This is a genomic window from Delftia sp. BGA-UO-ETr-SB1 (assembly GCF_059567865.1).
On record NZ_JCAQOW010000005.1, the window covers coordinates 1,631,064 to 1,656,796 of the forward strand.

Here is a 25,733-nt window from a genome sequence, read left to right on the forward strand (position 1 = left end):
ATGTCGCAGCCTGCGCTTCTACAATCCATGGCTCACGCGTGTACGTACGTGTACGCGCACGCGCATGTGTGCCTATTCAAGTTATCAGAGAAAACATGCCCCGCACAGCTTTGGCCCCTTCCGGCGGCCGCCGTATCCAGACCCGCCGCTCGGGTGTCCATGGCAAGGGCGTCTTCGCCGCGCAGGATCTTGCCGAAGGCGAGGTCCTTGTCGAGTACGTAGGGGAAATCGTCAGCTGGCAGGAAGCCCAGGACCGGCATCCGCACGACCCCAGCCAGCCCAACCATACCTTCTACTTCCACGTGGACGAAGACCGCGTGATCGACGCCAACTATGGCGGCAACTCCTCGCGCTGGATCAACCACAGCTGCGCTCCCAATTGCTACACCGATGAGCGCGATGGCCGGATTTTCATCGTCGCGCTGCGCAACATCGCCGCCGGCGAGGAGCTGAGCTACGACTACGGCCTGATCATCGACGAACCCTACACCAGGAAGCTGAAGGCCGAGTATCCATGCTGGTGCGGCGCGGCCACCTGCAGAGGCACGCTGCTGGCGCCCAAGCGCGGCTGGCGCCCGCCCATGCCCGGCGATGCATTGCCGGCCAGCGCAAAGCCGGCATCGGAACAATCTGAAAAGACAAAGCGGGCCAAAAAGCAGCAGGTCAAAGCGGAAAAGCCTTTGGAAAAGCCCTTGGAAAAGGCCCCCCAAAAACCAAGGAAAAAATCCCGCAAATCCTCCACAAAGGCCGGCGCATGATGGCATCGTCCCCCATTCACTGGCCTGCGGAATCGCTGTGGCAGGCCATCGAGCCGCAACTGCCGGGCTTTTCCGTGGAAATCGTGCCCAGCATCGGCTCGACCAATACCGAGCTGATGGCGCGCGCCCGCGATGGCCGCAACGAACCCGTGCTGCTGGTGACCGAAGTGCAGACCGCCGGCCGGGGCCGGCTGGGCCGCCAGTGGACCAGCGGCGTGGGCGATTCGCTGACCTTCTCGCTGGGCATGCCGCTGGCGCCTGCCGACTGGTCCGGCCTGTCGCTGGCCGTGGGCCTGAGCGTGGCGCAAAGCCTGCAGCCGCAATTGCCCGCCCCGGGCTCGCAGCGCCCGCGCATCGGCCTCAAATGGCCCAACGACCTGTGGATCGACGGCGACCGCAAGCTCGGCGGCATCCTGATCGAGACGGCCAGTTTTGTCGGCAGCGCCGCGCATGAGCCCGGCACACCGCGCTACGTGGTCGTGGGCATCGGCCTGAACGTGCGCCCGCGCCCCGGCGACGGCATGCGCACGCCCCCGGCCAGCCTGCTGGAGCTGGACGAACGCCTGGACGCACCCACAGCCCTGGCCTGCGTGCTGCCGGGCCTGGTCTCCGACATACAGACCTTTGCCGCTCAGGGCTTTGCGCCGCTGGTGGAGCGCTTTGCCCAGCGCGACCTGCTGCGTGGCCGCGCCGTCAATCTCAGCGATGGCGAAAGCGGCACGGCCGAGGGCGTGGGCCCCGATGGCGCGCTGCTGGTACGCACGGCGCGCGGCCTGCAGGCCATCACCAGCTCGGAAATCAGCGTGCGCCCGGCTGCTGTAGGCTAGGGCGGGTGACTCATCACTAGGGCCCAAGAAACGACATGCTGCGAATCGCCTTCCTGCTGCTGGTGCTGGCCAATGCCGGCTACTACCTCTGGAACCACGGCCAGCTCCAGGCCCTGGGCCTGGCACCGCCATCCCAGACCGAGCCCGAGCGCCTGGGCCAGCAGGTGCGCCCGGAGGCGCTGAGCCTGCTGAGTGTGGACAACGCGCCAGCCCCCTCCTCGGCCACCCCGGCCACGGCTCCTGCATCCCCTGCGGCACCCGCAGCACCTGCTGCCCCTGCCAGTGGCGAGGAACCCGCCGCACCGGCTCGCCCCGAGAAAGCCGCGGGCCAGCCCACCAGCTGCCTGGTGGCCACGGGCATCGAAGACCGCCATGCCGAGGCGCTGCGCCGCGGCCTCATCGCCCAGGTCGCCAGCGACCAGTGGGACCTGAGCAGCACGCACCAGCCGGGCCGCTGGATGGTCTACATGGGCAAATTCCCCGATGCCGAGTTCCTGGAGCGCAAGCGCGCGGAACTGCGTGCACGCAAGATCGACTTCGACCGCGCAGGCGGCGCGCTGGAGCCGGGCCTGTCGCTGGGCCGCTTCTCCTCCGAGGAAGCGGCCACGCGCGAGCTGACCAACGTTGCGCGCCAGGGCGTGCGCACGGCCCGAGTGGTGCAGGAGCGCCCCGACATCACCCTCTACACGCTGCGCCTGCCCCAGGCCACGCCCGCGCTGCGCAGCCAGGTCGAGTCCATGGGCGGCAAGGCCTTCGAGGGCAAGCCGTTCAGGCCCTGCTGAGCCCCGCCAGGGCACGATGAAAAAAGGCCCGCGATCCTGTGATCGCGGGCCTTTTGCATTTCACTCGCAGGGGCTTCAGAGCGTACGCGGATCGGTGGCCATCAGCTGCTCCACCAGCACCTTCAGGTCGGTGGTCAGGCGCAGGTAGCCGGCCTGGTCGAGATCCAGGGTCTGCTCGTTCATGTAGAGCTTGCGGTTGATCTCGATCTGGATGCTGTGGCGGTGCTCGGCGGGCTTGCCGTAGCGGCGCACCAGCTCCACGCCCTTGTAGGGATGGTTGTAGTCCACGCTGTAGCCGCGCTCGCGCAGGAAGGCGCAGATGCGCTCGGACAGCGCCGGGCTGGCCGTGCTGCCGTCGCGGTCGCCGATGACGAAGTCGGCATGGACCAGGCCCGGGTGCAGCGTGGCGTGGCTGGCTGCGACGGAAGGCATGGAGTGGCAGTTGATATGGATGCTGTAGCCATGGCGCGCATGGGCGCCGTCGATGGCGCGCTCCACGGCGGCGTGGTAGGGCTTCCAGCAGCGCTCGATGCGCTGCAGCAGTTCAGCGGCGGGCAGCTGGCGGTCATAGATGGGCACGCCCTCATCGGTGAACTTCCAGATCAGGCCCTTGCCCAGGCGCACCTTCTGCAGCACGACCTGGTCGGTGGTGACGGGCAGCGGCCACCGGCCCTCGATCATGGTGGTGTCGATCTCGGTGGTGTCGCGGTTGGCATCCAGGTAGATGCGCGGGAAATGCGCCTCCACCCAGCTCACGCCCAGGCCCGGCGCAAAGGCGTAGATCTTCTCCACATGCGTGTCCTCGGCCTGGCGCAGCGTGGCCAGCGGCAGGCAGGAGCCGAAGTCCGCCGGGTAGACCGTGCCGCTGTGCGGCGAGTCCAGCACCACGGCACTGGCGCCGGCAACGCTGGTGACCATGGGCGGCGCGGCATCAGCCGCGCCGGAGCCTGCCGCGCCGGGCAGGGATTGCAGGAAGTTCTGACTGATCAGTCGCAGGACGGGATGCATGAGGAAGTGGTCTATCTCGGTTACGCATTGCACCGCTGCGCTGCGGCCAGCCCGCCATGAAACTGGCGCGTCCCAGGCCAGGGACGCCGAGCAAGGGCCGCCCCGCAGCGAGGGCGTCGTCCCCCTCCCGCGAAGCGAGAGAGGGGGAAGGCGCGAAGCGCCTCAGGGGGAGCCTTTAATCCAGCTGGATCTGGGCCGTGGCGGCAATCTTCTTCATCTTGGCGACTTCGCTGGCGATCTGCTTGGTGAAAGCGTCGCTGCTGGTGCCGGAGATGTACAGACCCTGGGCCGCCATGCGCTTTTGCACGGCCGGGTCCTTGAGCGCGGCCGCGATGGCTTTTTGCACGCGGGCGATCTGCTCGGGCGGCGTGCTCTTGGGGGCCACCAGGCCGAACCAGGAGGGATCGTTCAGGTCGGCATGGCCGGCTTCGGCGTAGGTCTGCACGTCGGGCAGCACGTCCAGGCGCTCATGCCAGGACACGGCCAGGGCCTTGACCTTGCCGCCCTTGATGTGGGGCAGCGAGGAAGCCACCTGGTCGAAGTACACGGGAACCTGACCACCGAGCACGTCGTTGATGGCCGGGCCTGCACCGCGGTAGGGAATGTGCTGCATCTCGGTGCCCGTGCTCTTCATGAACTGGGCGCCCCACATGTGGCCGATGGTGCCGTTGCCGGGTGTTGCGAAGCTGACCTTGCCGGGGTTGGCCTTCAGGTACTTCACGAACTCGGCGAAGTTGTTGGCGGGCACCAGCTTGGGGTTGATCACGATCACGCCGGGGGCTTTGACGATCTCGGTCACGCCGACGAAGTCGTTGATGGCGTCGTAGGGCAGCTTCTTGAACACGGCGGGGTTCACGCCGTGCGTGGACAGCGTGGCGATGCCGAAGGTCACGCCGTCGGTGGCACGCGCCACTTCGGCCATGCCGATGGAGCCGCCAGCGCCGGCCTTGTTTTCGATCACCACGGCCTGGCCGCCCAGCAGCTTGGGCAGCACGTCCTGCATGTTGCGCGGGACCATGTCGGTGGAGCCACCAGCAGGGAACGGAACGACGATGCGCAGGGGACGGGAGGTGTCCTGGGCGAAGGACATTCCAGGAACGACAGAAGAAGCGGCGATGGAAGCAAGGAAATGACGTCGTTGCATAGGATCTTTCTTACAAACAAGTTCAGATTAAAAGAAATCTGCTCACAAAAAAAGCAAATACTGTGCCTGTTAATATTCCAAACAGGAATACTTTCATCATATCCCTGTCATGAGTTTGCGCCGCCTCAACCCGCCCACGCATCTGCTGCGCGCTTTCTCCACCGTGGTGCGCTTCGGGGGCGTCTCGCGCGCGGCCGAAGCCTTGCACCTGACGCAAAGCGCAGTCAGCAAGCAGATCCAGGAGCTGGAGAAATGGGTGGGCGTGCCGCTGTTCGAACGCGAGCGCAAGCGCTTGAGGCTGACGCCCGCGGGCGAGCGCTATGAGCGCGCAGTGCGCGCCCTGCTGGGCCAGCTGGAGGCAGCCACCCTCGAACTCATCACCAGCGATGACAGCCGAGGCGCGCTGCACCTGTCATCGCTGCCGACTTTCGCGGCCAAGTGGCTGATCCCCAGGCTGCCCCAGTTTCAGCAGCGCTATCCACAGATCACGCTGCACTTTGTACCCTACGTACACAGCTACCAATTTGACAGTCCGGGGCTGGACTGCGCAATTTTGTTTGGCGACGGGCACTGGAATGGCGCGCATGCCCACTATCTGGTGGGCCGCCAGGTGGCCCTGATCGCACCGCCGCGTGGCGCGGGCCCCGAGGCACGCATCACCACCCCACAGGACGTGGCGCGCTGCACCCGGCTGCGCCATGTGACCATTTCCGATGCCTGGGCGCGCTGGAGCGAGGCCCATGGCGTCAACGGCATCAGCCCCCTTGCGGGCCCGCAGTTCGACCAGTTCCAGACCATCATCCGCGCCGTGATGGCCGGCATGGGCATCGCCCTGGTGCCGCGCTGCCTGGTGCAGGACGAGATCGCGGCCGGCCTGGTGAACGAGCCCCTGCCCCAGCACGGCTACCAGAGCGCCCTGGGCTACTGGCTGTGCTATCCGGCCGACCGCGCCAACCACGGCACCCTGGGCATCTTCCGCAACTGGCTGGTGGACCATGCCGCGCAGACGCCGGGACGGATCGCGGTGGCGCCTGTGGCTCCCGGGGAATCTGCGGCAGCCGGGGAAGCCCCGCCACCTATGCCGCAGGCTTGGGCGACGGCGGCGAGCGCAGCGCCTTGAAGCGCACGCTGAAACGCGCACCCGGCGGCTGCTGGCCAGGATGCGCATCTTCCAGCACCACCTGGGCGCCATGCTGGCGAGCGATCTCCAGCACGATGGGCAGGCCCAGGCCCGAGCCATCGGCCTCCGAGCCCAGCACGCGGTAGAACGGCTGGAACACCAGCTCGCGCTCGGCCTCGGGTACGCCGGGTCCCGAATCCTCCACCTGCAGCAACAGCACCTGGCCGAAGGGATCGACCAGCACGCGCACCGTGACCATGCCGGGCCGGCTGCTGCTGGAAGGCGTGTAGTTGATGGCGTTGTCCACGAGATTGCGCACCAGCTCCGTCAGCAGCGTGGCGTTGCCCTGCAGCCAGACGCCCGTGGCCGATGACTCGGCGCCGTCGTATCCCAGGTCCACATGCTTGTCCATGGCGCGCGGAAGGCAGTCGCGCACCACGTCGGTGACGATGCGCACCAGGTTGCAGGGCTGCATGGCCAGGCCGCGGCCCACGCCGGCGCTCTCGGCGCGCGCCAGCGCCAGCAACTGGTTCACCGTGTGCGTGGCGCGGATGCTGGAGCGCGCGATCTGTGCCAGGGACTGCCGCAACTCCTCCGTGCTCACGCCCTCGCGCTGGGCCAGTTCGGCCTGCATGCGCAGCCCGGCCAGCGGTGTCTTGAGCTGGTGGGCCGCGTCGGCCAGAAAGCGCTTTTGCGTGGCCAGCGAATCACCGAGCCGCCCCAGCAGGTCGTTGACCGAGTCCACCAGCGGCACGACTTCCAGCGGCACGTCCTTGTGGTTGATGGGCGAGAGGTCCTCGGGCCGGCGCGCGCGGATGCGCTCCTCCAGCCGGTGCAGCGGCTTGATGCCGCGCGCCAGCGCCAGCCACACCAGCAAGGCGGCCAGGGGCAGGATGACGAACTGGGGCAGCATCACGCCCTTGATGATTTCCGTGGCCAGCACGCTGCGCTTTTCGCGCGTCTCGGCCACCTGGACCAGGGCCTGGGGCTCGTCGGGCAGGGGCATGCGCACCCAGACATGGGCCACGCGCAGGTCAATGCCGCGAAACTCCGCATCGCGCAGCTGCACGGCCCCGCCGGTCGGTGCACCGCCGGGCGACAGATCGCCGGATGGCGGATCGTCGGACTCGGGCGGCAGCGGCAGATCGCGCTCGCCGGCCAGGTATTCGCCCTTGACGCCCAGCACCTGGAAATACACGGTGTCCGACTCGTCGGCGCGCAGGATCTCGCTGGCCGATTGCGGCAGGTTGAACAGCACCTTGCCCTGCTGCACCATCACCAGCTGCGCCAGCGCCTGGGCGTTGTACTCCAGCGCACGATCGAACGGCTTGTTGGCCAGGCCCTGGGCCACCAGCCAGGTCAGCGCCAGGCTCACGGGCCACAGCAGCAGCAGCGGCGTGAGCATCCAGTCAAGGATCTCGCCGAACAGTGAGCGCTGTTCACGCTGGAAGATTTTCATCGGCGGGCAGCCCTCACGACGGGTTCACGGCCCCGTGGCATCCGCCACTATGCGCAGGCAAGCCAACCCGGGCCTGACAGCCGGGGCAGCTGCCTCAGGAAGCGATCTTCTCAAGGCAGTAGCCCAGGCCGCGCACGGTGGCGATGCGGATGGGGCCGCGCTCTATCTTCTTGCGCAGGCGGTGGATATAGACCTCGATGGCGTTGTTGCTGACCTCGTCGCCCCATTCGCACAGGCGCTCGACCAACTGGTCCTTGCTGACCAGCCGGCCCGCACGCTGCAGCAGCACTTCCAGCAGGCCCAGCTCGCGCGCCGACAGCTCGACCATCTTGCCGTCGATGGTGGCCACGCGGCCGGCCTGGTCGTAGACAAGGGGGCCATGCTTGATGGTGCTGCTGGCGCCACCCATGCCGCGCCGCGTGAGCGCGCGCACACGCGCCTCCAGCTCGGACAGCGCAAACGGCTTGGCCATGTAGTCGTCGGCGCCGTAGTCCAGCCCCTGCACACGCTCTTCCACGCTGTCGGCCGCCGTGAGGATGAGCACCGGCAGCGCATCGCCCCGGCCGCGCAGCTTCTTGAGCACTTCCAGCCCGTGCATCTTGGGCAGGCCCAGGTCCAGGATGAGCAGGTCGAACTCGCTGCTGGTCATCAGCGCGGTATCGGCCTCGCTGCCGTTGGCCACATGGCTGACCACGGCGCCCGAGCCGCGCAGGCTGCGCAGCAGACCATCGGCCAGGACCTGGTCGTCTTCGGCAATCAGAATGCGCATGGGGTTGTCTCCTGAAATACAGACGCGCTCTGGATGTTGGCAATGCGCGTCTTTGATTCCTAGGATTCTAGGATGCGCCCCGCCCCACGGGCAGGGACCTTACCCGAGTGAGCCGCCGCCCGCATAGGCCTCCAGCCCCAGCGCCACCACGGTGGCGATGTCGTCGCCGACTTCCTCGCGGAACTCGGCCTCGGCCTGGGACACGGCGTCATGGAAGGCCTGCAGCCATGCCAGGCCCGCAGGCGTGAAGCGGATGCGGCGTGCGCGCGCATCGCGCTCGTCGCTTTCGCGCGTGACCAGGCCCCAGGCCTCGCATTGGGCCACCAGGTCGCCCATGGACTGCTTGGTCATGCCAGCGCGCTCGGCCAGGTCGGTGAGCCTGTCGCCAGCCAGCGACAGATGCCGCGTGATGTGGATGTGGGCCGCACCCACCTTGTCGCGCGCCGCAAGATTGGACAGCGCCAGCGGCACCTCCACATCGCGCGCCATGAGCTGCAGCACACGCGCGTCGAACCGCCGCATGGCATGGCCGAGCAGGCGGCCCAGGTGGGTCTGGCGCCAGGCATCGGCGGGCGGCGTGACGGGGGAAAACTCACTCATGGATGCATTGTGGAGGCAAATCCAACAAGTCAGGAAAACTGACTAAAAACACCAACAAAACAAACCAACAAGCCCATAAACTACTGTTCAAGCATCCAGCCTGAATGCAAATACAGAGCTGAAACCCCAGCCAACCCAGGAGTCCGCATGAACACCGCCGTCACCACCGCCAACAGTGAAAAAGCCAAGGCCCTGCAGGCCGCACTCGCCCAGATCGAAAAGCAGTTCGGCAAGGGCACGATCATGCGCCTGGGTGAAGGCGAAGCCATCCAGGACATCCAGGTCGTCTCCACCGGCTCGCTGGGCCTGGACATCGCCCTGGGCGTTGGCGGCCTGCCCCGTGGCCGCGTGATCGAGATCTACGGCCCTGAATCCTCGGGCAAGACCACGCTGACGCTGCAGGTCATCGCCGAAATGCAAAAGCAGGGCGGCACCTGTGCCTTCATCGACGCCGAGCACGCACTGGACACCAGCTACGCCCAGAAGCTGGGCGTGAACCTCAACGAAGTGCTGATCAGCCAGCCCGATACCGGCGAGCAGGCCCTGGAAATCGTGGATAGCCTGGTGCGCTCGGGCGCCGTGGACATGATCGTCGTGGACTCGGTGGCCGCCCTCACACCCCGGGCCGAAATCGAAGGCGAGATGGGCGACCAGCTGCCCGGCCTGCAGGCCCGCCTGATGAGCCAGGCGCTGCGCAAGCTGACAGCCACCATCAAGAAGACCAACTGCATGGTCATCTTCATCAACCAGATCCGCATGAAGATCGGCGTGATGTTCGGCAGCCCCGAAACCACCACGGGCGGCAATGCGTTGAAGTTCTACGCCTCGGTCCGCCTGGACATCCGCCGCACCGGCACCATCAAGAAGGGCGACGAGGCCATCGGCAACGAGACCAAGGTCAAGGTCGTCAAGAACAAGGTCTCGCCTCCGTTCAAGACCGCCGAGTTCGACATCCTCTTCGGCGAAGGCATCTCGCGCGAAGGCGAAATCCTGGACATGGGCGTCAACGCCAAGATCCTCGACAAGTCGGGCGCCTGGTATGCCTACAACGGCGAGAAGATCGGCCAGGGCCGCGACAACGCCCGCGAATTCCTGCGCGAGAACAGCGGCCTGGCCGTGGAGATCGAGAACAAGGTGCGCGACAGCCTGGGCATCGCCCTGCTGCCCACGGCCGGTGGCGATGCCCCCGAAGCCAAGGCCGCCAAGACGGGCAAGGCCAAGGCCGACAAGGACGGCGTGATCGAAGCCTGAGCGGCCTGACCCCTCACTGCAGGCGCTGCCGCGCCTGCACACACTGTGTTTGCCATCTTGGCGCAGGCTCACGTCTGCGCCTTTTTTATCGCCGGGACGCCCCAAGGCAAAAAAGCGGCCCCCTTGGGGGCAGCGGACCTTGCGCAGCAAGGGGAGCGTGGGGGCCTTTTTTATTCGGGACGATTCAGGAGACATTGCCGCATGGGATTCGCCAAGCTGTCGCTCAAGGGCCGGGCGCTCAAGCTGCTGGGCCAGCGCGAACATTCACGGCTGGAGCTGGAACGCAAGCTCGCCCCCCATGTGGAGGAAGGCGAAGACCTGGGCGCCATGCTCGATGCGCTGGAGCAGCGCGGCTTCATCAGTGCCCAGCGCGTGGCCGAGTCCGTGCTGCACCAAAAGGCCGCACGCTTTGGCACGGCACGCGTGGTGCAGGAGTTGCGCAACAAGGGGCTGGACGATGGACTGGTGCGCGCCGCCGCAGAGCAACTGCGCGCCACCGAACTGCAGCGCGCCCTTGCCGTATGGCGCCAGCGCTTCGGCGCACCACCGGCCACACCGCAGGAACGGCTCAAGCAGATGCGTTTCCTGGCCGCGCGCGGTTTTGGTGGAGAAATTGCGAGCAAGGTGCTGCGGGGGCGCAGCGAAGACTGGGACGCAGGAGCAGAGGACGAAGGCTAGTCTGCGCGCCGGGTCGCACCCCAGCACACCAGCGACCCCACGGTCACCAGCACCACGCCCTGCCAGAAGCCCCAGCCCGGCTGCACCTGCAGCCAGGCACTGGCCAGCAAGGCAGAGAACACGGGCGTGAAGTACGAGGCGGCAGCCATCACGGCCAGATGCCCGTGCTGTATGCCGTGCTCCCAGCAGCTGTAGCCCAGGGCGGTGAGCCCGCCCACGGCCAGCAATTGCAGCACCACGGTGCCTGACCATTGCATGCCGCCTTCACCGCCCAGCCACAGCCATTTGATCCACAGCGCCAGCGCGGTCCATATCAGGAAAAGGCCCACGGCATTGTGGCCACCGCCCCAGCGCCGCGCAGCCAACGAATAGCAGGGCCACAGCAGGGCCGCGCCAAAAGCCATTCCATACGCCAGCGGGTTGGACAGCATGTGGTCCGCCATGCCCCGCAGTTGCAGCGAGTCGCCGCCCAGCACGCGCGTCAGCCCCCACAGGCACAGCAGCACGCCGGGCCACAGCCACCAGCGCGCATGCTGCTGGCGCAGCAGCACGGCCAAGACGATGGTCAGGCTGGGCCACAGGTAATTGATCAGCCCCAGCTCCAGTGCCTGGGCGCGGTCCTGCGCCAGGCCAATCGCCAGCGACAGGCAGATCTCGTAGACCGCAAACAGCAGGCCGCAGCCCCAGAAGTAGGCCGGATGCATGGCCCGCCACTGCGAGGGCCTGGGCAAGCCACGCACGCCGGCCACGCACAGGGCGCTGACCGTGTAGAGCATGGCTGCGCCGCCCACGGCGCCCAGCGGCTCGGCTACCGAGCGCATCAGGCCCACGGTGCAGCTCCAGCACACCACGGCCAGCAGTCCGATGGCGGTGGCCCGGCCAGCGGCCACAGGGGAGTTGTTCTGCAAGGAAGACACGTCGATGGCTGCGCGCGGCAGCTCAGTGCGGCTGCAGCAGCTGGCGCAGCGAGTGGTACAGCGCATCCGAGCCATGCGCGGTGTTGTCCGCATCGAACGAGAACTCGTTGCTGGACTGCGTGCCCGTCGCATCCTCGGGCCGGGCTTCCATGAAGAAGGACAGGAAGCGCGCCCCTTGGCGGCGGTGCATGGTCAGCACTTTCTCCAGCCGCTGTGGCGACAGGGCCACCAGCGGATGGAACTCCGTCACGCCATAGGCCGTGTGGCCATAGCGGCGCAGCATCTGGCCGACCAGCGGGCCGTAGGTATCTTCGCCGTACAGGCTGACACCCAGGGACAGCCCCGGCATGCGCTGCAGGCTGCGCTCCACGGCATAGCGGTTGGCGTCCCAGCTCGGATTCGCATGGGGGTTGAGCTGGTGGGCAAAGCGAGGAACCCGGCCCAGGCAGCCGTGGCCGATGTGCTCGGAAAAGCCCTGGATGTAGTCGGCCACCTGCTGCTCGCGGAAATCGTTCCAGTCCGTGACCAGCGGGTTGTAGAACAGCGCCAGCCGGTCCTGCGGGCTGTCCACCCAGAATTCCACGCCGTCCGGCAGCTTGCCGAAGTCGGGCAAGGCCTCGGCGGCATGGGGCCTGGGCTCGCCCTGGTTGCGGTCCATCACGGCGATCTGGCGCGTGGCCAGCAGGCCCAGGCTGCGTCCACCGGCCTGCAGTACCACGTCGATGCGGTGCAGGCCCTCGCCCAGCGCCGGATAGCGGATGTCGGCACGCCAGCCCACATCGGGCGTGAGGAACCCGGGCTTGGCCTGAGCCACGTCCTGGCGGTGCATGTGCACGGGGGCGTGCGAGTAAGGATGCCCGTCCACGAAGACGGCCACGGCCAGCTGCTTTTGCAGCTTCGCATCGGGCGAGTGGACCCAGCCGGACACGGGCACGGTGCCGGCTGCATAGCTGTCGATGTGCTGGAAGAAGTTCTGCAGCGGCTCGCTGCGGATGTTGCGCGACGGCGGCTCGACCGCTTCGAAGCTGTCAAAGCCGGACTTCAGGTGGGCATTGAACCGTGCGATGTCGCCATAGCGCTGGCGCAGGAATGCATGGAAGCCCGCCACGGAGGCCGGGCTGTAGTCGGTGACCGCATAGCCTTCGGCCGCGAACCCCATGCCGGCCTCGAATCCCGGGAACAGCTGGTGCGTCTCGCCCAGCACGGTGAGGGCGCGCAGCTGGTGCATGGCGGCATCGCCTGCGGCGCATATGCGCTCGGCCAGGGCATCGACGACCAGCTTGCGCACGCGCGTGACTTCGTTGTCCTGCCGCGCAACCGACCACGGGAAGATGCGCGCGCCCAGATAGCTGTCCAGCGGCAGCGGCCCCTTGGGTGTCCACGCAAGATTGGCGGGATCGGCGGCCAGGCGCTCCTCGGCCTTGGAATGCACCTCGAAATGCGTGGCGAACAGATACAGCACCACGGGCCGGTGCGCCTGCGCCACCGTGCGCACCACGCGGTCCAGCGCCTCGCCCCGGACCTCCCAGGTCTGGCCATTCCACTGCACATAGCGCAGCAGCGGCACGCTGAGCGTATAGCCCAGGTCCAGTTCGCCCTGGGGCCGGCCCAGGCGCTGCAGCGTGGCTTTCACCATTTCTGCGGCCGAGCCCTGCGGACCCAGGCAACTGGCGGGTATCTGCTGAAATTCCTTGGGAAAATCCTCGCGCAGCCCGTCCTGCACCAGACAGGCCTCCATATTGCCCAGCAGCGGACTGAGCAGCAGGCGCGATGAAGACGGCAATGCAGGCCGCAGCTTCCAGGCAAACACAATGACCAGCAGGCACAGCACGGCCAGGGCCAGGACATGGCCCCAGACCGGACTGCGCCGGCCCGGCAGGGACGCGGACGGTGGCGTGGCCGGGCTCACAGGCCCAGCATGATCTGCAGGTTCTGCACGGCGGCGCCGCTGGCGCCCTTGCCCAGGTTGTCCAGGCGGGCGATCAGCACGGCCTGGCGGTACTGCTCATTGGCGAACACGCGCAACTCCAGCTTGTTGGTGTCCGTCAGGGTGTCGGCGGCCAGCTTCATGTCCTCGGTGGGCGGCAGCACCGACACCCATTGCTCCGGCGTGTTGGTGGCCGCGTAGTGGGAGGCCAGCGCATCGTGCAGGTCAGCCGCCTTGGGCGCGCCCGGCAGCAGGTCCAGATGCAGCGGCAACTGCACCAGCATGCCCTGGCGGAAATTGCCCACGGCGGGAATGAACACCGGGCGGCGCGTCAGGCCGGTGTATTGCAGGATCTCGGGAATGTGCTTGTGCGTCAGGCCCAGCGCGTAGGCCTCGTAAGGCGCGGCCGTGCCAGCCTCATAGGCTTCGATCATGCTGCGGCCGCCGCCCGAATAGCCGGACACCGAGGGCAGGCTCAGGCCGTGGTCGGCAGGGATGAGGCCCGCGGCAACCAGCGGGTGCAGCAGCGCGATGGCTCCCGTCGCATAGCAGCCGGGGTTGGACACGCGCTTGGCAGTCTTGACCGCCTCAAGCTGGCCGGCACGCAGCTCCGGGAAGCCATACACCCAGTCGGGCGCCACGCGGTGGGCCGTGGATGCATCGATGATCTTGATGGTGCGGCCGGTCTCGGCCTCGATGGAATCGACCATGGCCACGGTCTCGCGCGCGGCATCGTCATGCAGGCACAGGATGACCAAGTCCACGCCGGCGATCAGCGCACGCTTGGCGGCAGGATCCTTTCGCAGCTCGGGGGCAATGCTGACCAGCTCCACGCCGGACAGATCGACCAGACGCTCACGGATCTGCAGCCCTGTCGTGCCTGCTTCGCCATCGATAAAGACTTTTGCCATCGCTGTATTTCTCCTGCTGCGCGGCCCTCCTGGAGCCGCTGCGGCACCATTGCCGCGTTCCAGCTGCGGATTCTCACCGAAACCGGGTCCCCCTGCGCCCGTTGTCGCAAAACGGTTGGCGGTGGCGATCAAGGGCGTGCTGACATGCGCCTGTTACAAACAGCGGGCAGCGCCGTCTGCAGATCCTCTATAAGACAAAAGAGCTGTGGCGCCTGAAAGAAATGTCGGGAAACCGTCTTTTCCCTGACATATCAATGCATTGCACAGTTCCTGACATGCTGCTTGGCCCGCAGGAAATTGTGGATTCTGCGCATGGGGGCGTGTCGGATGGCGCAGTGCAGCATGGTACATTCGGCGATTGCCAGGTCACTCCGCCTTGAGGCAGCACCCCAGGGCTACCGGGTCAATCCCCCCCTATTTGTTTGAGAGAGACATCATGAAGATTCATGAATACCAAGGCAAGGACATCTTGCGTCAGTTTGGTGTGCCTGTACCTCGCGGTATCCCTGCGTTCACAGTGCAAGAGGCCGTCGAGGCCGCCCAGAAGCTCGGCGGCCCCGTGTGGGTCGTGAAGGCCCAGATCCACGCTGGTGGTCGCGGCAAGGGCGGCGGCGTGAAGGTCGCCAAGAGCATTGACGACGTCAAGGCACTGGCTGGCCAGATCCTGGGCATGCAGCTGGTCACGCACCAGACCGGCCCCGAAGGCCAGAAGGTCCGCCGCCTGTACATCGAAGACGGCGCCGACATCCAGAAGGAATACTACCTGTCGTGCGTGACCGATCGCGGCACGCAGAAGGTGGCCTTCATCGCTTCCAGCGAAGGCGGCATGGACATCGAGGAAGTGGCCCACTCCACTCCCGAGAAGATCATCACCATCTTCGTTGACCCCCTGGTCGGCCTGACCCAGGCCCAGGGCGAAGAACTGGCCAAGGGCATCGGCATGCCTGCCGACTCCACCGCCCAGTTCATCGACATCTGCCAGAAGCTCTACAAGTGCTACATGGACACCGATGCCTCGCTGGTCGAGATCAACCCGCTGAACCGTGACAGCAAGGGCAACGTGGTTGCCCTGGACGCGAAGTTCAACTTCGACGCCAACGCCCTGTTCCGCCTGCCCGAAATCGTGGCCCTGCGCGACCTGGACGAAGAAGATCCCGCTGAAGTCGAAGCCTCCAAGTTCGATCTGGCCTACATCTCGCTGGACGGCAACATCGGCTGCCTGGTCAACGGTGCAGGTCTGGCCATGGCCACCATGGACACCATCAAGCTGTTCGGCGGCGAGCCGGCCAACTTCCTGGACGTGGGCGGCGGCGCCACCCCCGAGAAGGTCACCGAAGCCTTCAAGATCATGCTCAAGAACCCCAAGGTCGAAGGCATTCTGGTCAACATCTTCGGCGGCATCATGAAGTGCGACACCATCGCCACCGGCGTGATCACTGCCTGCAAGGCCGTGAACCTGCAAGTGCCCCTGGTCGTGCGCATGAAGGGCACGAACGAAGAACTGGGCAAGAAGATGCTGGCCGAGTCCGGCCTGCCCATCATCAGCGCCGACACGATGGCCGAAGCGGCCACCAAGATCGTCGAAGCCGTCAAGTAAGCAGGCCCGGAGAAAACACCATGTCGATCTACATCAACAAAGACACCAAGGTCATCACCCAAGGCATCACGGGCAAGACGGGCCAGTTCCACACTGAAAAATGCATTGAATACGCGAACGGCAAGAACTGCTTCGTGGCCGGTGTGAACCCCAAGAAGGCCGGCGAAAAGATCTTCGACGTGCCAATCTACGCCTCCGTCAAGGAAGCCGCGCAAGGCACGGGCGCCACGGTCTCCGTGATCTACGTTCCCCCCGCAGGCGCTGCCGCCGCGATCTGGGAAGCCGTGGAAGCCGACCTGGACCTGGCCATCTGCATCACCGAAGGCATCCCCGTCCGTGACATGCTGGAAGTGCGCAACAAGATGCGCGCCAAGGAAGCCGCAGGCGGCAAGCGCACCCTGCTGCTGGGCCCCAACTGCCCCGGCCTGATCACGCCCGACGAGATCAAGATCGGCATCATGCCCGGCCACATCCACAAGAAGGGCCGCATCGGCGTGGTCAGCCGCTCCGGCACGCTGACCTATGAAGCCGTGGCACAGCTGACCGAACTGGGCATTGGCCAGTCGTCGGCCGTGGGCATCGGCGGTGACCCGATCAACGGTCTCAAGCACATCGACGTGATGAAGGCCTTCAACGACGATCCCGACACCGACGCCGTCATCATGATCGGCGAAATCGGCGGTCCCGACGAAGCCGAAGCTGCCCGCTGGTGCAAGGACAACATGAAGAAGCCGATCGTCGGCTTCATCGCTGGTGTCACCGCCCCTCCCGGCAAGCGCATGGGCCACGCCGGCGCGCTGATCTCCGGCGGTGCCGACACGGCCGACGCCAAGCTGGCCATCATGGAAGAGTGCGGTTTCGTCATCACCCGCAATCCTTCCGAAATGGGTCGCCTGCTCAAGGGCCTGATCTAAGCGGCACCGGTTCTGCGCGACATCCTGGGGTTCGCCCCAGGAGAAAATTACGCAGAATTACGAATCGGTAAGGCGGCAAGTCCGCCCTACACTGACGACTCCAAAAAAGAAAAAGCGCCAGAGGCCACCGCCCTGGCGCTTTTCAACTCATAACAGTGGAGAAACCATGGAATACCTGCAAAGCGCCGATTTCTGGATCGGCCTGTTGAAGATCGTCTGGATCAACATCATTCTGTCTGGCGACAACGCCGTCGTCATCGCCCTCGCAGCACGCTCGCTGCCCCCCGCACAGCAAAAGAAAGCCGTCATGTTCGGCTCCGGCGCCGCCGTGGTGCTGCGGATCATCCTGACCGTGGTCGCGGCCAAGCTGCTGGAGCTGTCCTTCCTGCAGATCGTGGGCGGCTGCCTGCTGCTGTGGATCGGCTTGCAACTGCTGACCGGCGAAGAAGATGATGAAGGCGAATCCAAAGGACACGGCAGCATGATGGTCGCCATCCGCACCATCCTGATCGCCGACCTGGTGATGAGCCTGGACAACGTGATCGCCGTGGCCGCCACGGCGCAAGGCAACATGGTCCTGCTGATCCTGGGCCTGGCCATCAGCATCCCGCTGGTGATCTTCGGCTCCACGCTGATGATCAAGCTCATGGAGCGCTTCCCCGTCATCATCACGCTGGGCGCCGCCCTGATCGGCTGGGTCGGCGGAGAAACCATCGTCAACGATCGCCTGCTGCACGACTACGCCATCAGCCATCCCTGGCTGCACTACGTGGCGGCTGCCGCCGGTGCCGTGCTGGTCGTCGGCATTGGCAAGCTCCTGCAGTCGCGCTCCGGCGCCAAGCACGCGGCACAGGCCTGACACCGCCGCAGGCGGCCCCTCGCCACCTCCACAACGCACTGCCTCGGCAGTGCGTTTTTGCTTTGTGAGGGTCCGTTCTTGATGTGGCGTCAAGCTGACGAGCCGCTGCGCCGGCCCATTCTTGGCACTTGGGAGCACTGTTTTCAATTACGCTGTGCACCGGCTTCACCATTGCATCTGCACACAGGGACTGATGGCAACACCGCCGCGCCCGCCCTTCGCCACCATGCCCAGCGCACCCAAGACCCCGGACCAGCCCTGCCGACAGGCAGTCCCTGCGCAACACTGCGCCATGGTTGCGCGCACCGATGTGGGCCGGCGCCGTGACAACAACGAGGATGCGGTCACCATCCACCCCAGCGCCCAGCCCTGGCCCATTGCGGTGCTGGCCGATGGCATGGGCGGCTACAACGCCGGCGAAGTCGCCAGCGCCATGGCCATCAGCCTGGTATCCGTGGCACTGCAAAGCGTCGCCACCGAGGCGCCTGCAGCCAACACTCCGCAAGCCCGCCAGGAATTGCAGCAGTCACTGGCCAATGCCTTGACCCTGGCCAACGCCGCCATTCTTACGGCTGCCCGGGAAACACCGGGCTGTCGCGGCATGGGCACCACCATCATTGCCGCAGCCCTGCTGCCAGGCCTGCTGATGCTCGCCCACCTTGGCGACTCGCGGGCCTACGGCTGGCGCGAGGGTCAACTGCTGCGCCTGACCCGAGACCACACCTGGCTCCAGGAAGAAATCGACGCAGGCCGCATCCAGGAGCACGAAGCCCGGCAATCCGGCCTGGGCCACCTGCTCACCCAGGCCCTGGGCGTCACGCCGGACGTCACGCCCGATTTCAATGAGTGGCCGCTGCAACCCGGCGACCGCATCCTGCTGTGCTCCGACGGCCTCACCGACATGCTCGATGACCAAGCCATCGCCGCTCTGTTCACCCAATCCAGCCCGCTGCCCGTCTTGCTGACCTCGCTGCTCGCCGCCGCCAATGAAGCCGGCGGAAACGACAACATCAGCGCAGCGCTGATCGAGATACAGGCCAGCCCGCCCCCTACAGCCAGCACTTCCCTCGATTGAGCCCCACACAGCGATCGACGGCAGATCCCAACCGATGGACGCGCTTGCCTGCACCGCCCTCGCAGGTTCCAATTGTTAAAAATGATTGCAAATCCAACAATCAGGAAAAGACAATCCATAGTCTGTATCAAATACGATGGCAGACCTCGGCGCGCGCAGGCCGCAGACATAATATTTAGATACACCCCAGCTCCGGATCGCCCAGTGGATGGTGCAAGCCGGGCATAACAAAGGAACTTTGAGCATGCCGACCCTGGTCATCTCCATCGACGGCGCCGTCATCAAGGAAGTGCAGCTGGCCAAGGAGCGCACCACGCTGGGACGCCGCCCCTACAACGACATCGTGATCGACAACCTCGCCGTCAGCGGCGAGCACGCCGTTCTCAGCATCGTCGACGGCACCGTCATCATCGAAGACCTGCGCAGCACCAACGGCACCTATGTCAACGGCCAGCCCATACTGCGCCAGACCCTGAACCACGGCGACCTGCTGGACATCGGCAAGTACAAGATCCGCTTCGTGCAGCAGCAGGTCAGCGCCTCCTCGCGCTCGGCACTGGCGGCCATTGCCGCAGCAGTGGAGGCAACCCGCCCAGCCCCCTTGGCGGAAGACCTGCCATCGCAGTTCAGCACCCAGACGCCCTCAGGCTTCGACCACACACTGCCGCCTTCGATGGCTGGCTTGGCCACGCGCCAGGCTGCCATCCGCATGCTCAACGGCAACGCCGCTGGCCGCGAAGTCCCCTTGGTCAAGGTCGTCACCACCCTGGGCAAGCCCGGCGTGGCGGTCGCCTCCATCACCCAGAGGCACCACGGCTTCGTGCTCGCCCAGCTGGAAGGTGACGCCCTCAGCCTCAAGCTCAACGGCCAGGAAATCGGCCGCCGCGCCATGCCGCTGCAACACGGCGACACGGTGGAACTGGCAGGTACGCAGATGCAGTTCCTGGTGGCATAAAGGACCCTCTTGGTCCACTGACAAGGTTCGCTGTTGCTTCGTTGGCAAGCGCACCATCCTTGACAAAAATGTCACGCAAAATTGGATCGATTTGTCAGAGAATGTCGATCAACCGTGTAATTTGCAACCAAACAATACGCACGCGCGAACCTTGGCCTCAAGGCGCGACTGGCACGGCTCTTGCTCAATAGAGCATGCAATCAACCCCCTATGAGGAGAAGTTCATGAAGCGTTCCATCCAGCAAGGTTTTACCTTGATCGAACTGATGATCGTTGTGGCGATCATCGGCATCTTGGCAGCAGTTGCGCTGCCGGCTTATCAGGATTACACGATCCGTGCACGTGCATCAGAAATGATTCTGGCTGCATCGTCTTGCCGTTCTACTGTCAGTGAAGCAGTCAGCACCTCTCCCAATACGGATCTGGGTACATCGTTGACTGATTCCTGCAGCTCCGGCGGAGCCTCTGCCACTGTGAGTGATGCCAACACTACGCGTACCAAGTTCGTGAGGCAAGTCACAACAGACGCCAACGGCGTGATCACCGTTGTCGGCGACGAGACGACGCTGAAGGGCGATACCACAAGCACCAAGAACACCATTGCCATGGTGCCCTTCATTGGCAGCACTGCAGTTGCTGCCACCACCGATGGCGGCAAGGTGATTACCTCTTGGAAGTGCGGTCCCGCCAAAACCAATCCTATGCCGGTCAAGTATCTGCCCGGTTCCTGCAAGGATGTCCAAAGCTAATCTGATTTGATTTAGCAAAACGGCCCGTGAGGGCCGTTTTTGTTTTCAATTTGCAAATCATGGAAGAACCGATCGTATCGAATACCTCCTGGGTTTTCAGAAAAAACTCTCGTTGCTTTCTCGTTTTTCTTTCGCTGATACTGCTTTGGCTTCCAAACGTAGTTCTACCGATCGATGGATCAGAATCCGGGAAAATACGCTACCTGGAAGCAGCCGGGCTAGGAAGTATTTTCTGGATCATGGCCGCAGCTCTATGCAAAAATATCAAGCGACTTCTGCTCATTAGCATTCCGTTTGCCATTATTCTTCCCATGGAATTATGGATAAGAATATATTACGGAACACCCATTACTGACCATATCATTGCCTTGGCATGGGAAAGCAACCTCGCAGAAGCCGGAAATTTATTGGCTACATATGGTGCAAGCATATTTCTTGCCTACATGATATGTGGATTCATCTTCCTGAGTGGCATCTGGAGCGCCAGCAAACTTAATCTACATTGGCAGCACCGATCACGATACTGGTATATTGCGATTTTTGCACCCACCATTCTTCTCTTCTCCTGGGTCAAACAAGATATTCAACCCATGAGTTCGAGCGAGATCACGCCGCCCTCCTACTTCGATGACGAACTGACCTCCAGCTGGCTATCTCAATGGTCCGATGTATTCCCCATGAATCTCCTGTTTTTTAGCAGTAAATTTCTGGACCAAAGGCGTAAAATGGAAAAGGCCAGGGATTCCCTTAATGGAAAAACATTAGAAGCACGGCAGACAGATATACCCACCTCACCAGATATTGTTATCATCGTTATTGGAGAATCAGCCAGTGCATCTCATTGGGGCGCTCTTGGCTATCAAAGAAATACAACTCCAAAAATTCAAAAACATGAGGGTGTTGCATATTTCTCCAATGTAGCTTCGCTGTCATCGGCCACCCGCACTGCCATACCAGGAGTATTGTCCCGAAAACCATTTCTCACACCCAATGGTGCCATTGACTGGGATGCGGAACCATCTTTTTTAAAAGCATTCGCAGAAGTTGGATACTCCACACACTGGCTTTCCAACCAGGCGCCCTTGGGACGACACGATACATCCATCAGTGTTTATGCAAAGGATGCCAGCGATGTACGATTTCTGAATCCAGGAACCTATGGCGGACGAAGCAATTACGACGAAATCCTGCTCCAACCCCTGGGCGAGATAATAAAGCAACCGGGACGCCACATTGTGGTGCTGCATTTGCTTGGAAGTCATTTCAATTACGGCCTCAGATATCCAGAGCAATTCGATATATTTCAGCCTTCCCTGACTTCACCAGAAAATAATTACAGCAACTCCATTGGCGAGAAAACGCTGGAAATCAATAGCTATGACAACAGCATTGCCTATACTGATCACATACTTGATCAGGTCATAGACTATGCAAGCCAACATACCAGAAACAGCATCGTTGCTTATTTCTCCGACCATGGCGTAGACCTGCCCAACGGACGTTGCTCATCCCAAGGGGTCAGTCGGATTAGTGAAACGTCATTTCATGTTCCCGCATTGCTCTGGGCTGGTCATGATTTCAGAGGAAACAACAAGAAAAAATGGGAAACCATCATCCGCAATGTCGATTATCCTTACTCAACCAATGCCTTCTTCTCGAGCATTCTAGAGCTATCAGGAATAACCATAAAAAATGGACTGCCACTTAATAATTTCCTGACGCCCCCTCCAAAAAATCAACCAAGAATGGTTGCAACAGGCAATGGGCAGCAGGTCGATTTCGATATGGCAAAGACGAAAAACCCCTGTTATATCACATCGCATTAATATCTCAACCAATTTCAATACGTTCAATGAGATTTCATTCAAATCGCATCAAACTCAGAGATATATTGCTTCTCCTGAGTTTTTTCATATCAGGAGCCAGTGCCTTAATATATCAGACCTGCTGGCAAAGATCACTTTACAGCGTCATAGGAGTAGATATCGACTCTATTACCATTATTGTTTCGGTTTTTATGCTGGGAATTGGCATAGGCGGAATGACAGGGGGGTGGCTCGCCGACAGGTTCAGCAATTCACGATTGCGATTTTATATTTTCGCGGAAATATCCATTGCAATTTATGGTGCACTTTCCCTGAAAATACTGAGCCATCTGGAGAGCATATTGAATCAGATTTCCTCAAACAGTGCTGGACTGAGTGCGCTGGCCTGCATAGTTTTTCTAATCATTCCGACCATTCTTATGGGAATGACTCTACCCTTGCTAACTATCGCTCTCAATGAAAAGCGTGGCAATATTGGCATTTCCATTGGCAGGCTGTATTTTCTGAATACCATGGGTGCGGCTGCTGGCGCAGCGGCCACACCATTCATATTTTTCCCCAATTGGTCACTTCACCAAGTGATCTGGATTGGCGTTGCTGGGAATCTTCTGGTTGCATTTCTCGCGACCGCATCCATACACTGGCTCTCATCGCGCCAAGGAGTCACGGTATGAATTTTCCCGCCTTGCTGTCTTTTATCTGTGGATTTACGAGTCTCAGCTTGGAAATACTATGGGTCCGTCTATATGGATTCGCCAAGCTATCGACACCTGCCGCATTTGGCTTTGTGCTAATGTCCTATCTTGTTGGAATCGCATTCGGCGCTCACTTTGGCAGTAAAGCATGTCGACGGGGAAAATTCGAAAATCTTTGGAACTACAGTATTGGCGCACTTCTACTTTCGGCGGCGTGCACAGTACTTTTGCCAAAGATATTTGCCAACTTGACATACAAAGGGCATTACAATCCGGCAATCGATCTAGCAATCATTGCAATATCTTCGTTCATTATTGCATTTATATTCCCTATAGCACATCATCTGGGATCTGATAAGATCCCCGAAAATCAAGGAAGAAAACTAGCCACAGTTTATACTGCCAACGTAATCGGTGGTGCTTTAGGCCCACTGGCAACCGGCTATCTTCTTCTGGACTACTTTACCTTACAACAATCTTTTTATATTATTGCCTCACTGCAGCTCACCTTTGCAGCAATTTTCTCAATTCTTATACAAAGAAAAACCTATTCTCGTATTTTTGCTCCTGCATGCTCCGTACTGGTTGCATATATTTTCGTGGTGAGCAGCCAAAATCCACACTCACTGATACAACAACTTGCATCAAATGGAACGCCAGCGAAAAGCATAATAGAAAATCGCCATGGAGTCATTACCATTTTCCCTGGATCTGATGGTGACGACTCAGTCTATGGAGGAAATGTTTATGACGGCAGAACAAATCTCAATCCTGACAAAAACACCAACGGACTCCATCGACCACTGCTTTTAACAGTTTTACAGCCCGAGCCCAAGCGAGTGCTTATGATTGGCCTCTCAATCGGCACATGGCTTGCTTTGATAAATGAATTCACTGGAGTGGAACATGTTGATGTCATCGAAATCAATCCTGGCTACATTTCAGCTGCAGAAGACTACCCACATCAGAAAACGGCAATCAACGATCCACGCGTTAGAATCATCATAAACGATGCAAGACGTTGGCTCAGGCTGCATCCAGATGTTAAATATGATATGGTCATCATGAATACTACTTGGAATTGGAGATCAAACGCCAGCCTACTTCTTTCAGAGGAATTCTTGAAATTGGTCAAATCCCACATGAAGTCTGACGCTATTCTCGCATTCAACTCCACCGGTTCCGGCGATGCTTTCTATACCGCCTCCAGTGTATTTGATCATGCTTACCGCTATGACAATTTCATCTTTGCCGGAAATCAAGATTTCCGGGAAAAGAAGAATTCCAATGAGGCCTTGGAAAAATATAAGCGCATACAGCTTCAGGGCACACCACTTTTCTCAAAAGATTCCACTGCACCCAAAAAATTCCTTGAGCGCCCCTTTGTCACGATACAGCAAGCGAGCGTTTCTTCTGGCCGAACGTTTGAAATCGTGACTGATCAGAATATGATCACAGAATTCAAGTATGGGCGAGCACTCTATTAATAAAGCAAATAAAAATGAACTCGATCAATTGGAAAGATAAAGCACGAGCCAGCAGCATCCATTTATTAATCTGCATTGCAATAGCAAGCATTCTGGCTTTTTTACTGTTCTTTCTATGGTATCCATATCCTTACAGAGAGATCTCTGGAGGGCGCGATTTATTTCTCATCATCATTTTTGTTGATGTCGTCATAGGACCATTAATCACATTGGTGGTATTCGACAAAAGAAAACCCTTCAGAGAATTAAGGACAGATCTAATTATTGTTGGAACACTTCAACTATTCGCACTGTTCTATGGCGGTTGGACTGTCTACAATGCACGTCCTATATATTTAGTTTTTGAGTATCAGCGTTTCTCCGTCGTGCATGCAACAGATATCGACCAGGAAACACTCAAGCAAGCCCCAGAACAGTTTCGCGCTCTTCCTTTGAAAGGTCCGGTGCTGCTCTCACTACGCCCCTTGAATAAGTCCGAAGTCATTGATTCAACGCTTCTCGCAATGAATGGGGTGCCGCAAGCCGCACAACCACAACTATGGCAAGAGTATCTCTTGGCAAAAGATGAAATACTACGATCCGCAAAATCATTGGACGAGCTAAAAGATCGCTTCCCTGCCAGTACTACAGTTATCGAGAAAGCCATCAACGAAACAGGATTACCTGCGGGGCAATTATCTTATCTACCACTGCTCTCTCGAAAAAAAACATGGACGGCAATTCTAGATAACAGAACAGCGGTGCCTGTTGGATTTTTTGCGTTTGACCCATTTTAAATAAATGGACCTCCAGCAAGCACAGGGAGTTCAGGCGACAAAACTTCCCGTCTTCCCCCCGTGCTTTTCCAGCACCCTCACCCCCTCCATCACCATTGACTTGTCCACCGCCTTGCACATGTCATAGACCGTGAGCAGCGCCACCTGCACAGCTGTCAGAGCCTCCATTTCGACCCCGGTAGGCCCCACCGTTTCCACGGTAGCCACGCAACGAATGGAAGATACATCTGGCAACGAATCAAACTCCACTGCCACCCGCGTCAACGCCAGCGGATGACAAAGCGGAATCAAGTCACTGGTCTTCTTGGCAGCCATGATGCCGGCGATGCGCGCAATGCCCAGCACGTCGCCCTTCTTGGCGGTGCCACCTTGGATGATGGCCAGCGTGGCGGGCTGCATGGTGATGCGGCCTTCGGCGACCGCGATGCGGTGGGTTGCCGGCTTGGCGCCGACATCGACCATGTGGGCCTGGCCCTGGGCATCGAAATGGGTGAGGGAAGACATGGAAACTCCTGAAAATGCACTGACCGGCCCATGGCAGTCCTGACACGCAGGTCGAACGCGCCATGAACGTTCGGCGAACCGAGGCATCATAGTGGGGTGTTCCACCGCCCGGCATCAAGGTGCAGGGCCCGGCCTTCTGGCCTCC

At 61.4% G+C, this 25,733-nt stretch carries 25 protein-coding genes; 16 read left to right on the plus strand and 9 right to left on the minus strand.

Annotated elements, in window-relative coordinates:
• Positions 1-95 precede the first annotated feature (95 nt).
• The 3 genes from AC57B5_RS17565 to AC57B5_RS17575 are packed head-to-tail and all read left to right on the plus strand — an operon-like array spanning position 96 to position 2,367.
• Entirely contained in the window at positions 96-758 is a 663-nt protein-coding gene (locus AC57B5_RS17565) for an SET domain-containing protein (protein WP_013804571.1), read from the plus strand.
• Positions 755-1,585 carry a biotin--[acetyl-CoA-carboxylase] ligase gene (locus tag AC57B5_RS17570; RefSeq protein ID WP_012202814.1) on the plus strand — a complete coding sequence of 277 codons (831 nt, stop codon included), beginning with the start codon at positions 755-757 and terminating at the stop codon, positions 1,583-1,585. The genes AC57B5_RS17565 and AC57B5_RS17570 overlap by 4 nt, the downstream gene beginning before the upstream one ends.
• A gap of 35 nt (positions 1,586-1,620) precedes the next feature.
• Positions 1,621-2,367 (plus strand): SPOR domain-containing protein, encoded by a 747-nt coding sequence (locus AC57B5_RS17575; protein WP_199138210.1) that lies wholly within the window; start codon positions 1,621-1,623, stop codon positions 2,365-2,367.
• A 75-nt stretch (positions 2,368-2,442) separates the two neighbouring features.
• On the opposite strand, the gene AC57B5_RS17580 is transcribed toward AC57B5_RS17575, so the two are convergent.
• Positions 2,443-3,375, minus strand: a complete 933-nt coding sequence (locus AC57B5_RS17580) for an N-formylglutamate amidohydrolase (protein ID WP_496400008.1) — start codon at positions 3,373-3,375, stop codon at positions 2,443-2,445.
• 175 nt (positions 3,376-3,550) lie between these two features.
• Positions 3,551-4,519: a Bug family tripartite tricarboxylate transporter substrate binding protein gene (locus AC57B5_RS17585; protein ID WP_012202811.1), complete on the minus strand. Its 969-nt coding sequence runs from the start codon at positions 4,517-4,519 to the stop codon at positions 3,551-3,553.
• Positions 4,520-4,628: 109 nt separating this feature from the next.
• Here AC57B5_RS17585 and AC57B5_RS17590 point away from each other — a divergent pair, with 109 nt between their 5' ends.
• Positions 4,629-5,639, plus strand: coding sequence for a LysR substrate-binding domain-containing protein (locus tag AC57B5_RS17590; protein WP_496400009.1), 1,011 nt, complete (start codon positions 4,629-4,631; stop codon positions 5,637-5,639).
• On the opposite strand, the gene AC57B5_RS17595 is transcribed toward AC57B5_RS17590, so the two are convergent.
• The 3 genes from AC57B5_RS17595 to AC57B5_RS17605 all read right to left on the minus strand — a co-directional run bounded on the left by AC57B5_RS17595 (position 5,596) and on the right by AC57B5_RS17605 (position 8,467).
• Positions 5,596-7,098 carry a sensor histidine kinase gene (locus tag AC57B5_RS17595; RefSeq protein WP_496400010.1) on the minus strand — a complete coding sequence of 501 codons (1,503 nt, stop codon included), beginning with the start codon at positions 7,096-7,098 and terminating at the stop codon, positions 5,596-5,598. The two genes, AC57B5_RS17590 and AC57B5_RS17595, sit on opposite strands and share 44 nt — an antisense overlap.
• Before the next feature lie 94 nt (positions 7,099-7,192).
• Positions 7,193-7,867 (minus strand): response regulator, encoded by a 675-nt coding sequence (locus AC57B5_RS17600; protein WP_012202808.1) that lies wholly within the window; start codon positions 7,865-7,867, stop codon positions 7,193-7,195.
• 99 nt (positions 7,868-7,966) lie between these two features.
• Positions 7,967-8,467 carry a MarR family winged helix-turn-helix transcriptional regulator gene (locus tag AC57B5_RS17605; RefSeq protein WP_012202807.1) on the minus strand — a complete coding sequence of 167 codons (501 nt, stop codon included), beginning with the start codon at positions 8,465-8,467 and terminating at the stop codon, positions 7,967-7,969.
• 147 nt (positions 8,468-8,614) lie between these two features.
• On the opposite strand from AC57B5_RS17605, the gene recA reads away from it, so the two are divergent.
• Positions 8,615-9,718 carry a recombinase RecA gene (gene recA / locus AC57B5_RS17610; protein ID WP_496400011.1) on the plus strand — a complete coding sequence of 368 codons (1,104 nt, stop codon included), beginning with the start codon at positions 8,615-8,617 and terminating at the stop codon, positions 9,716-9,718.
• Positions 9,719-9,919: 201 nt separating this feature from the next.
• Complete coding sequence (gene recX / locus AC57B5_RS17615) at positions 9,920-10,396, plus strand: recombination regulator RecX (RefSeq protein WP_043825371.1); 477 nt, start codon at positions 9,920-9,922, stop codon at positions 10,394-10,396.
• Here recX and yddG read toward each other — a convergent pair.
• From yddG to argC, 3 genes are read right to left on the minus strand one after another with little or no spacing between them, the layout of a single operon-like run.
• A complete protein-coding gene (yddG, locus tag AC57B5_RS17620; RefSeq protein WP_496400012.1) occupies positions 10,393-11,313 on the minus strand; it encodes an aromatic amino acid DMT transporter YddG in 921 nt (306 codons plus the stop codon). The genes recX and yddG overlap by 4 nt on opposite strands.
• Before the next feature lie 22 nt (positions 11,314-11,335).
• Complete coding sequence (locus AC57B5_RS17625) at positions 11,336-13,222, minus strand: hypothetical protein (protein ID WP_496400013.1); 1,887 nt, start codon at positions 13,220-13,222, stop codon at positions 11,336-11,338.
• Positions 13,219-14,151: an N-acetyl-gamma-glutamyl-phosphate reductase gene (gene argC / locus AC57B5_RS17630; RefSeq protein WP_034389794.1), complete on the minus strand. Its 933-nt coding sequence runs from the start codon at positions 14,149-14,151 to the stop codon at positions 13,219-13,221. The genes AC57B5_RS17625 and argC overlap by 4 nt, the downstream gene beginning before the upstream one ends.
• Positions 14,152-14,587: 436 nt before the next feature.
• Here argC and sucC point away from each other — a divergent pair, with 436 nt between their 5' ends.
• From sucC to tfpZ, 10 genes are all read left to right on the plus strand, one after another.
• The gene (gene sucC, locus AC57B5_RS17635) at positions 14,588-15,748 is read left to right on the plus strand and encodes an ADP-forming succinate--CoA ligase subunit beta (RefSeq protein ID WP_012202801.1); all 1,161 of its coding nucleotides are present in this window, start codon (positions 14,588-14,590) and stop codon (positions 15,746-15,748) included.
• Between the two features lie 20 nt (positions 15,749-15,768).
• A complete protein-coding gene (gene sucD / locus AC57B5_RS17640; protein ID WP_012202800.1) occupies positions 15,769-16,662 on the plus strand; it encodes a succinate--CoA ligase subunit alpha in 894 nt (297 codons plus the stop codon).
• A gap of 166 nt (positions 16,663-16,828) precedes the next feature.
• Positions 16,829-17,521, plus strand: coding sequence for a TerC family protein (locus AC57B5_RS17645; RefSeq protein WP_013804582.1), 693 nt, complete (start codon positions 16,829-16,831; stop codon positions 17,519-17,521).
• Positions 17,522-17,813: 292 nt separating this feature from the next.
• Positions 17,814-18,596, plus strand: a complete 783-nt coding sequence (locus AC57B5_RS17650) for a PP2C family protein-serine/threonine phosphatase (RefSeq protein WP_496400014.1) — start codon at positions 17,814-17,816, stop codon at positions 18,594-18,596.
• Positions 18,597-18,840: 244 nt separating this feature from the next.
• Positions 18,841-19,551: an FHA domain-containing protein gene (locus tag AC57B5_RS17655; RefSeq protein WP_333906294.1), complete on the plus strand. Its 711-nt coding sequence runs from the start codon at positions 18,841-18,843 to the stop codon at positions 19,549-19,551.
• A 224-nt stretch (positions 19,552-19,775) separates the two neighbouring features.
• Positions 19,776-20,300 (plus strand): pilin, encoded by a 525-nt coding sequence (locus AC57B5_RS17660; protein ID WP_496400015.1) that lies wholly within the window; start codon positions 19,776-19,778, stop codon positions 20,298-20,300.
• A 59-nt stretch (positions 20,301-20,359) separates the two neighbouring features.
• A complete protein-coding gene (locus tag AC57B5_RS17665) occupies positions 20,360-22,126 on the plus strand; it encodes a phosphoethanolamine transferase (protein WP_496400016.1) in 1,767 nt (588 codons plus the stop codon).
• Positions 22,127-22,152: 26 nt separating this feature from the next.
• Complete coding sequence (locus AC57B5_RS17670; RefSeq protein ID WP_496400017.1) at positions 22,153-22,800, plus strand: fused MFS/spermidine synthase; 648 nt, start codon at positions 22,153-22,155, stop codon at positions 22,798-22,800.
• A complete protein-coding gene (locus AC57B5_RS17675; protein ID WP_496400018.1) occupies positions 22,797-24,308 on the plus strand; it encodes an MFS transporter in 1,512 nt (503 codons plus the stop codon). The genes AC57B5_RS17670 and AC57B5_RS17675 overlap by 4 nt, the downstream gene beginning before the upstream one ends.
• Before the next feature lie 14 nt (positions 24,309-24,322).
• Positions 24,323-25,084, plus strand: a complete 762-nt coding sequence (tfpZ, locus tag AC57B5_RS17680; RefSeq protein WP_496400019.1) for a TfpX/TfpZ family type IV pilin accessory protein — start codon at positions 24,323-24,325, stop codon at positions 25,082-25,084.
• Between the two features lie 30 nt (positions 25,085-25,114).
• Here the strand turns inward: tfpZ and moaC are convergent, their stop codons facing one another.
• Positions 25,115-25,588 (minus strand): cyclic pyranopterin monophosphate synthase MoaC, encoded by a 474-nt coding sequence (gene moaC, locus AC57B5_RS17685; protein WP_496400020.1) that lies wholly within the window; start codon positions 25,586-25,588, stop codon positions 25,115-25,117.
• Positions 25,589-25,733: the final 145 nt, after the last annotated feature.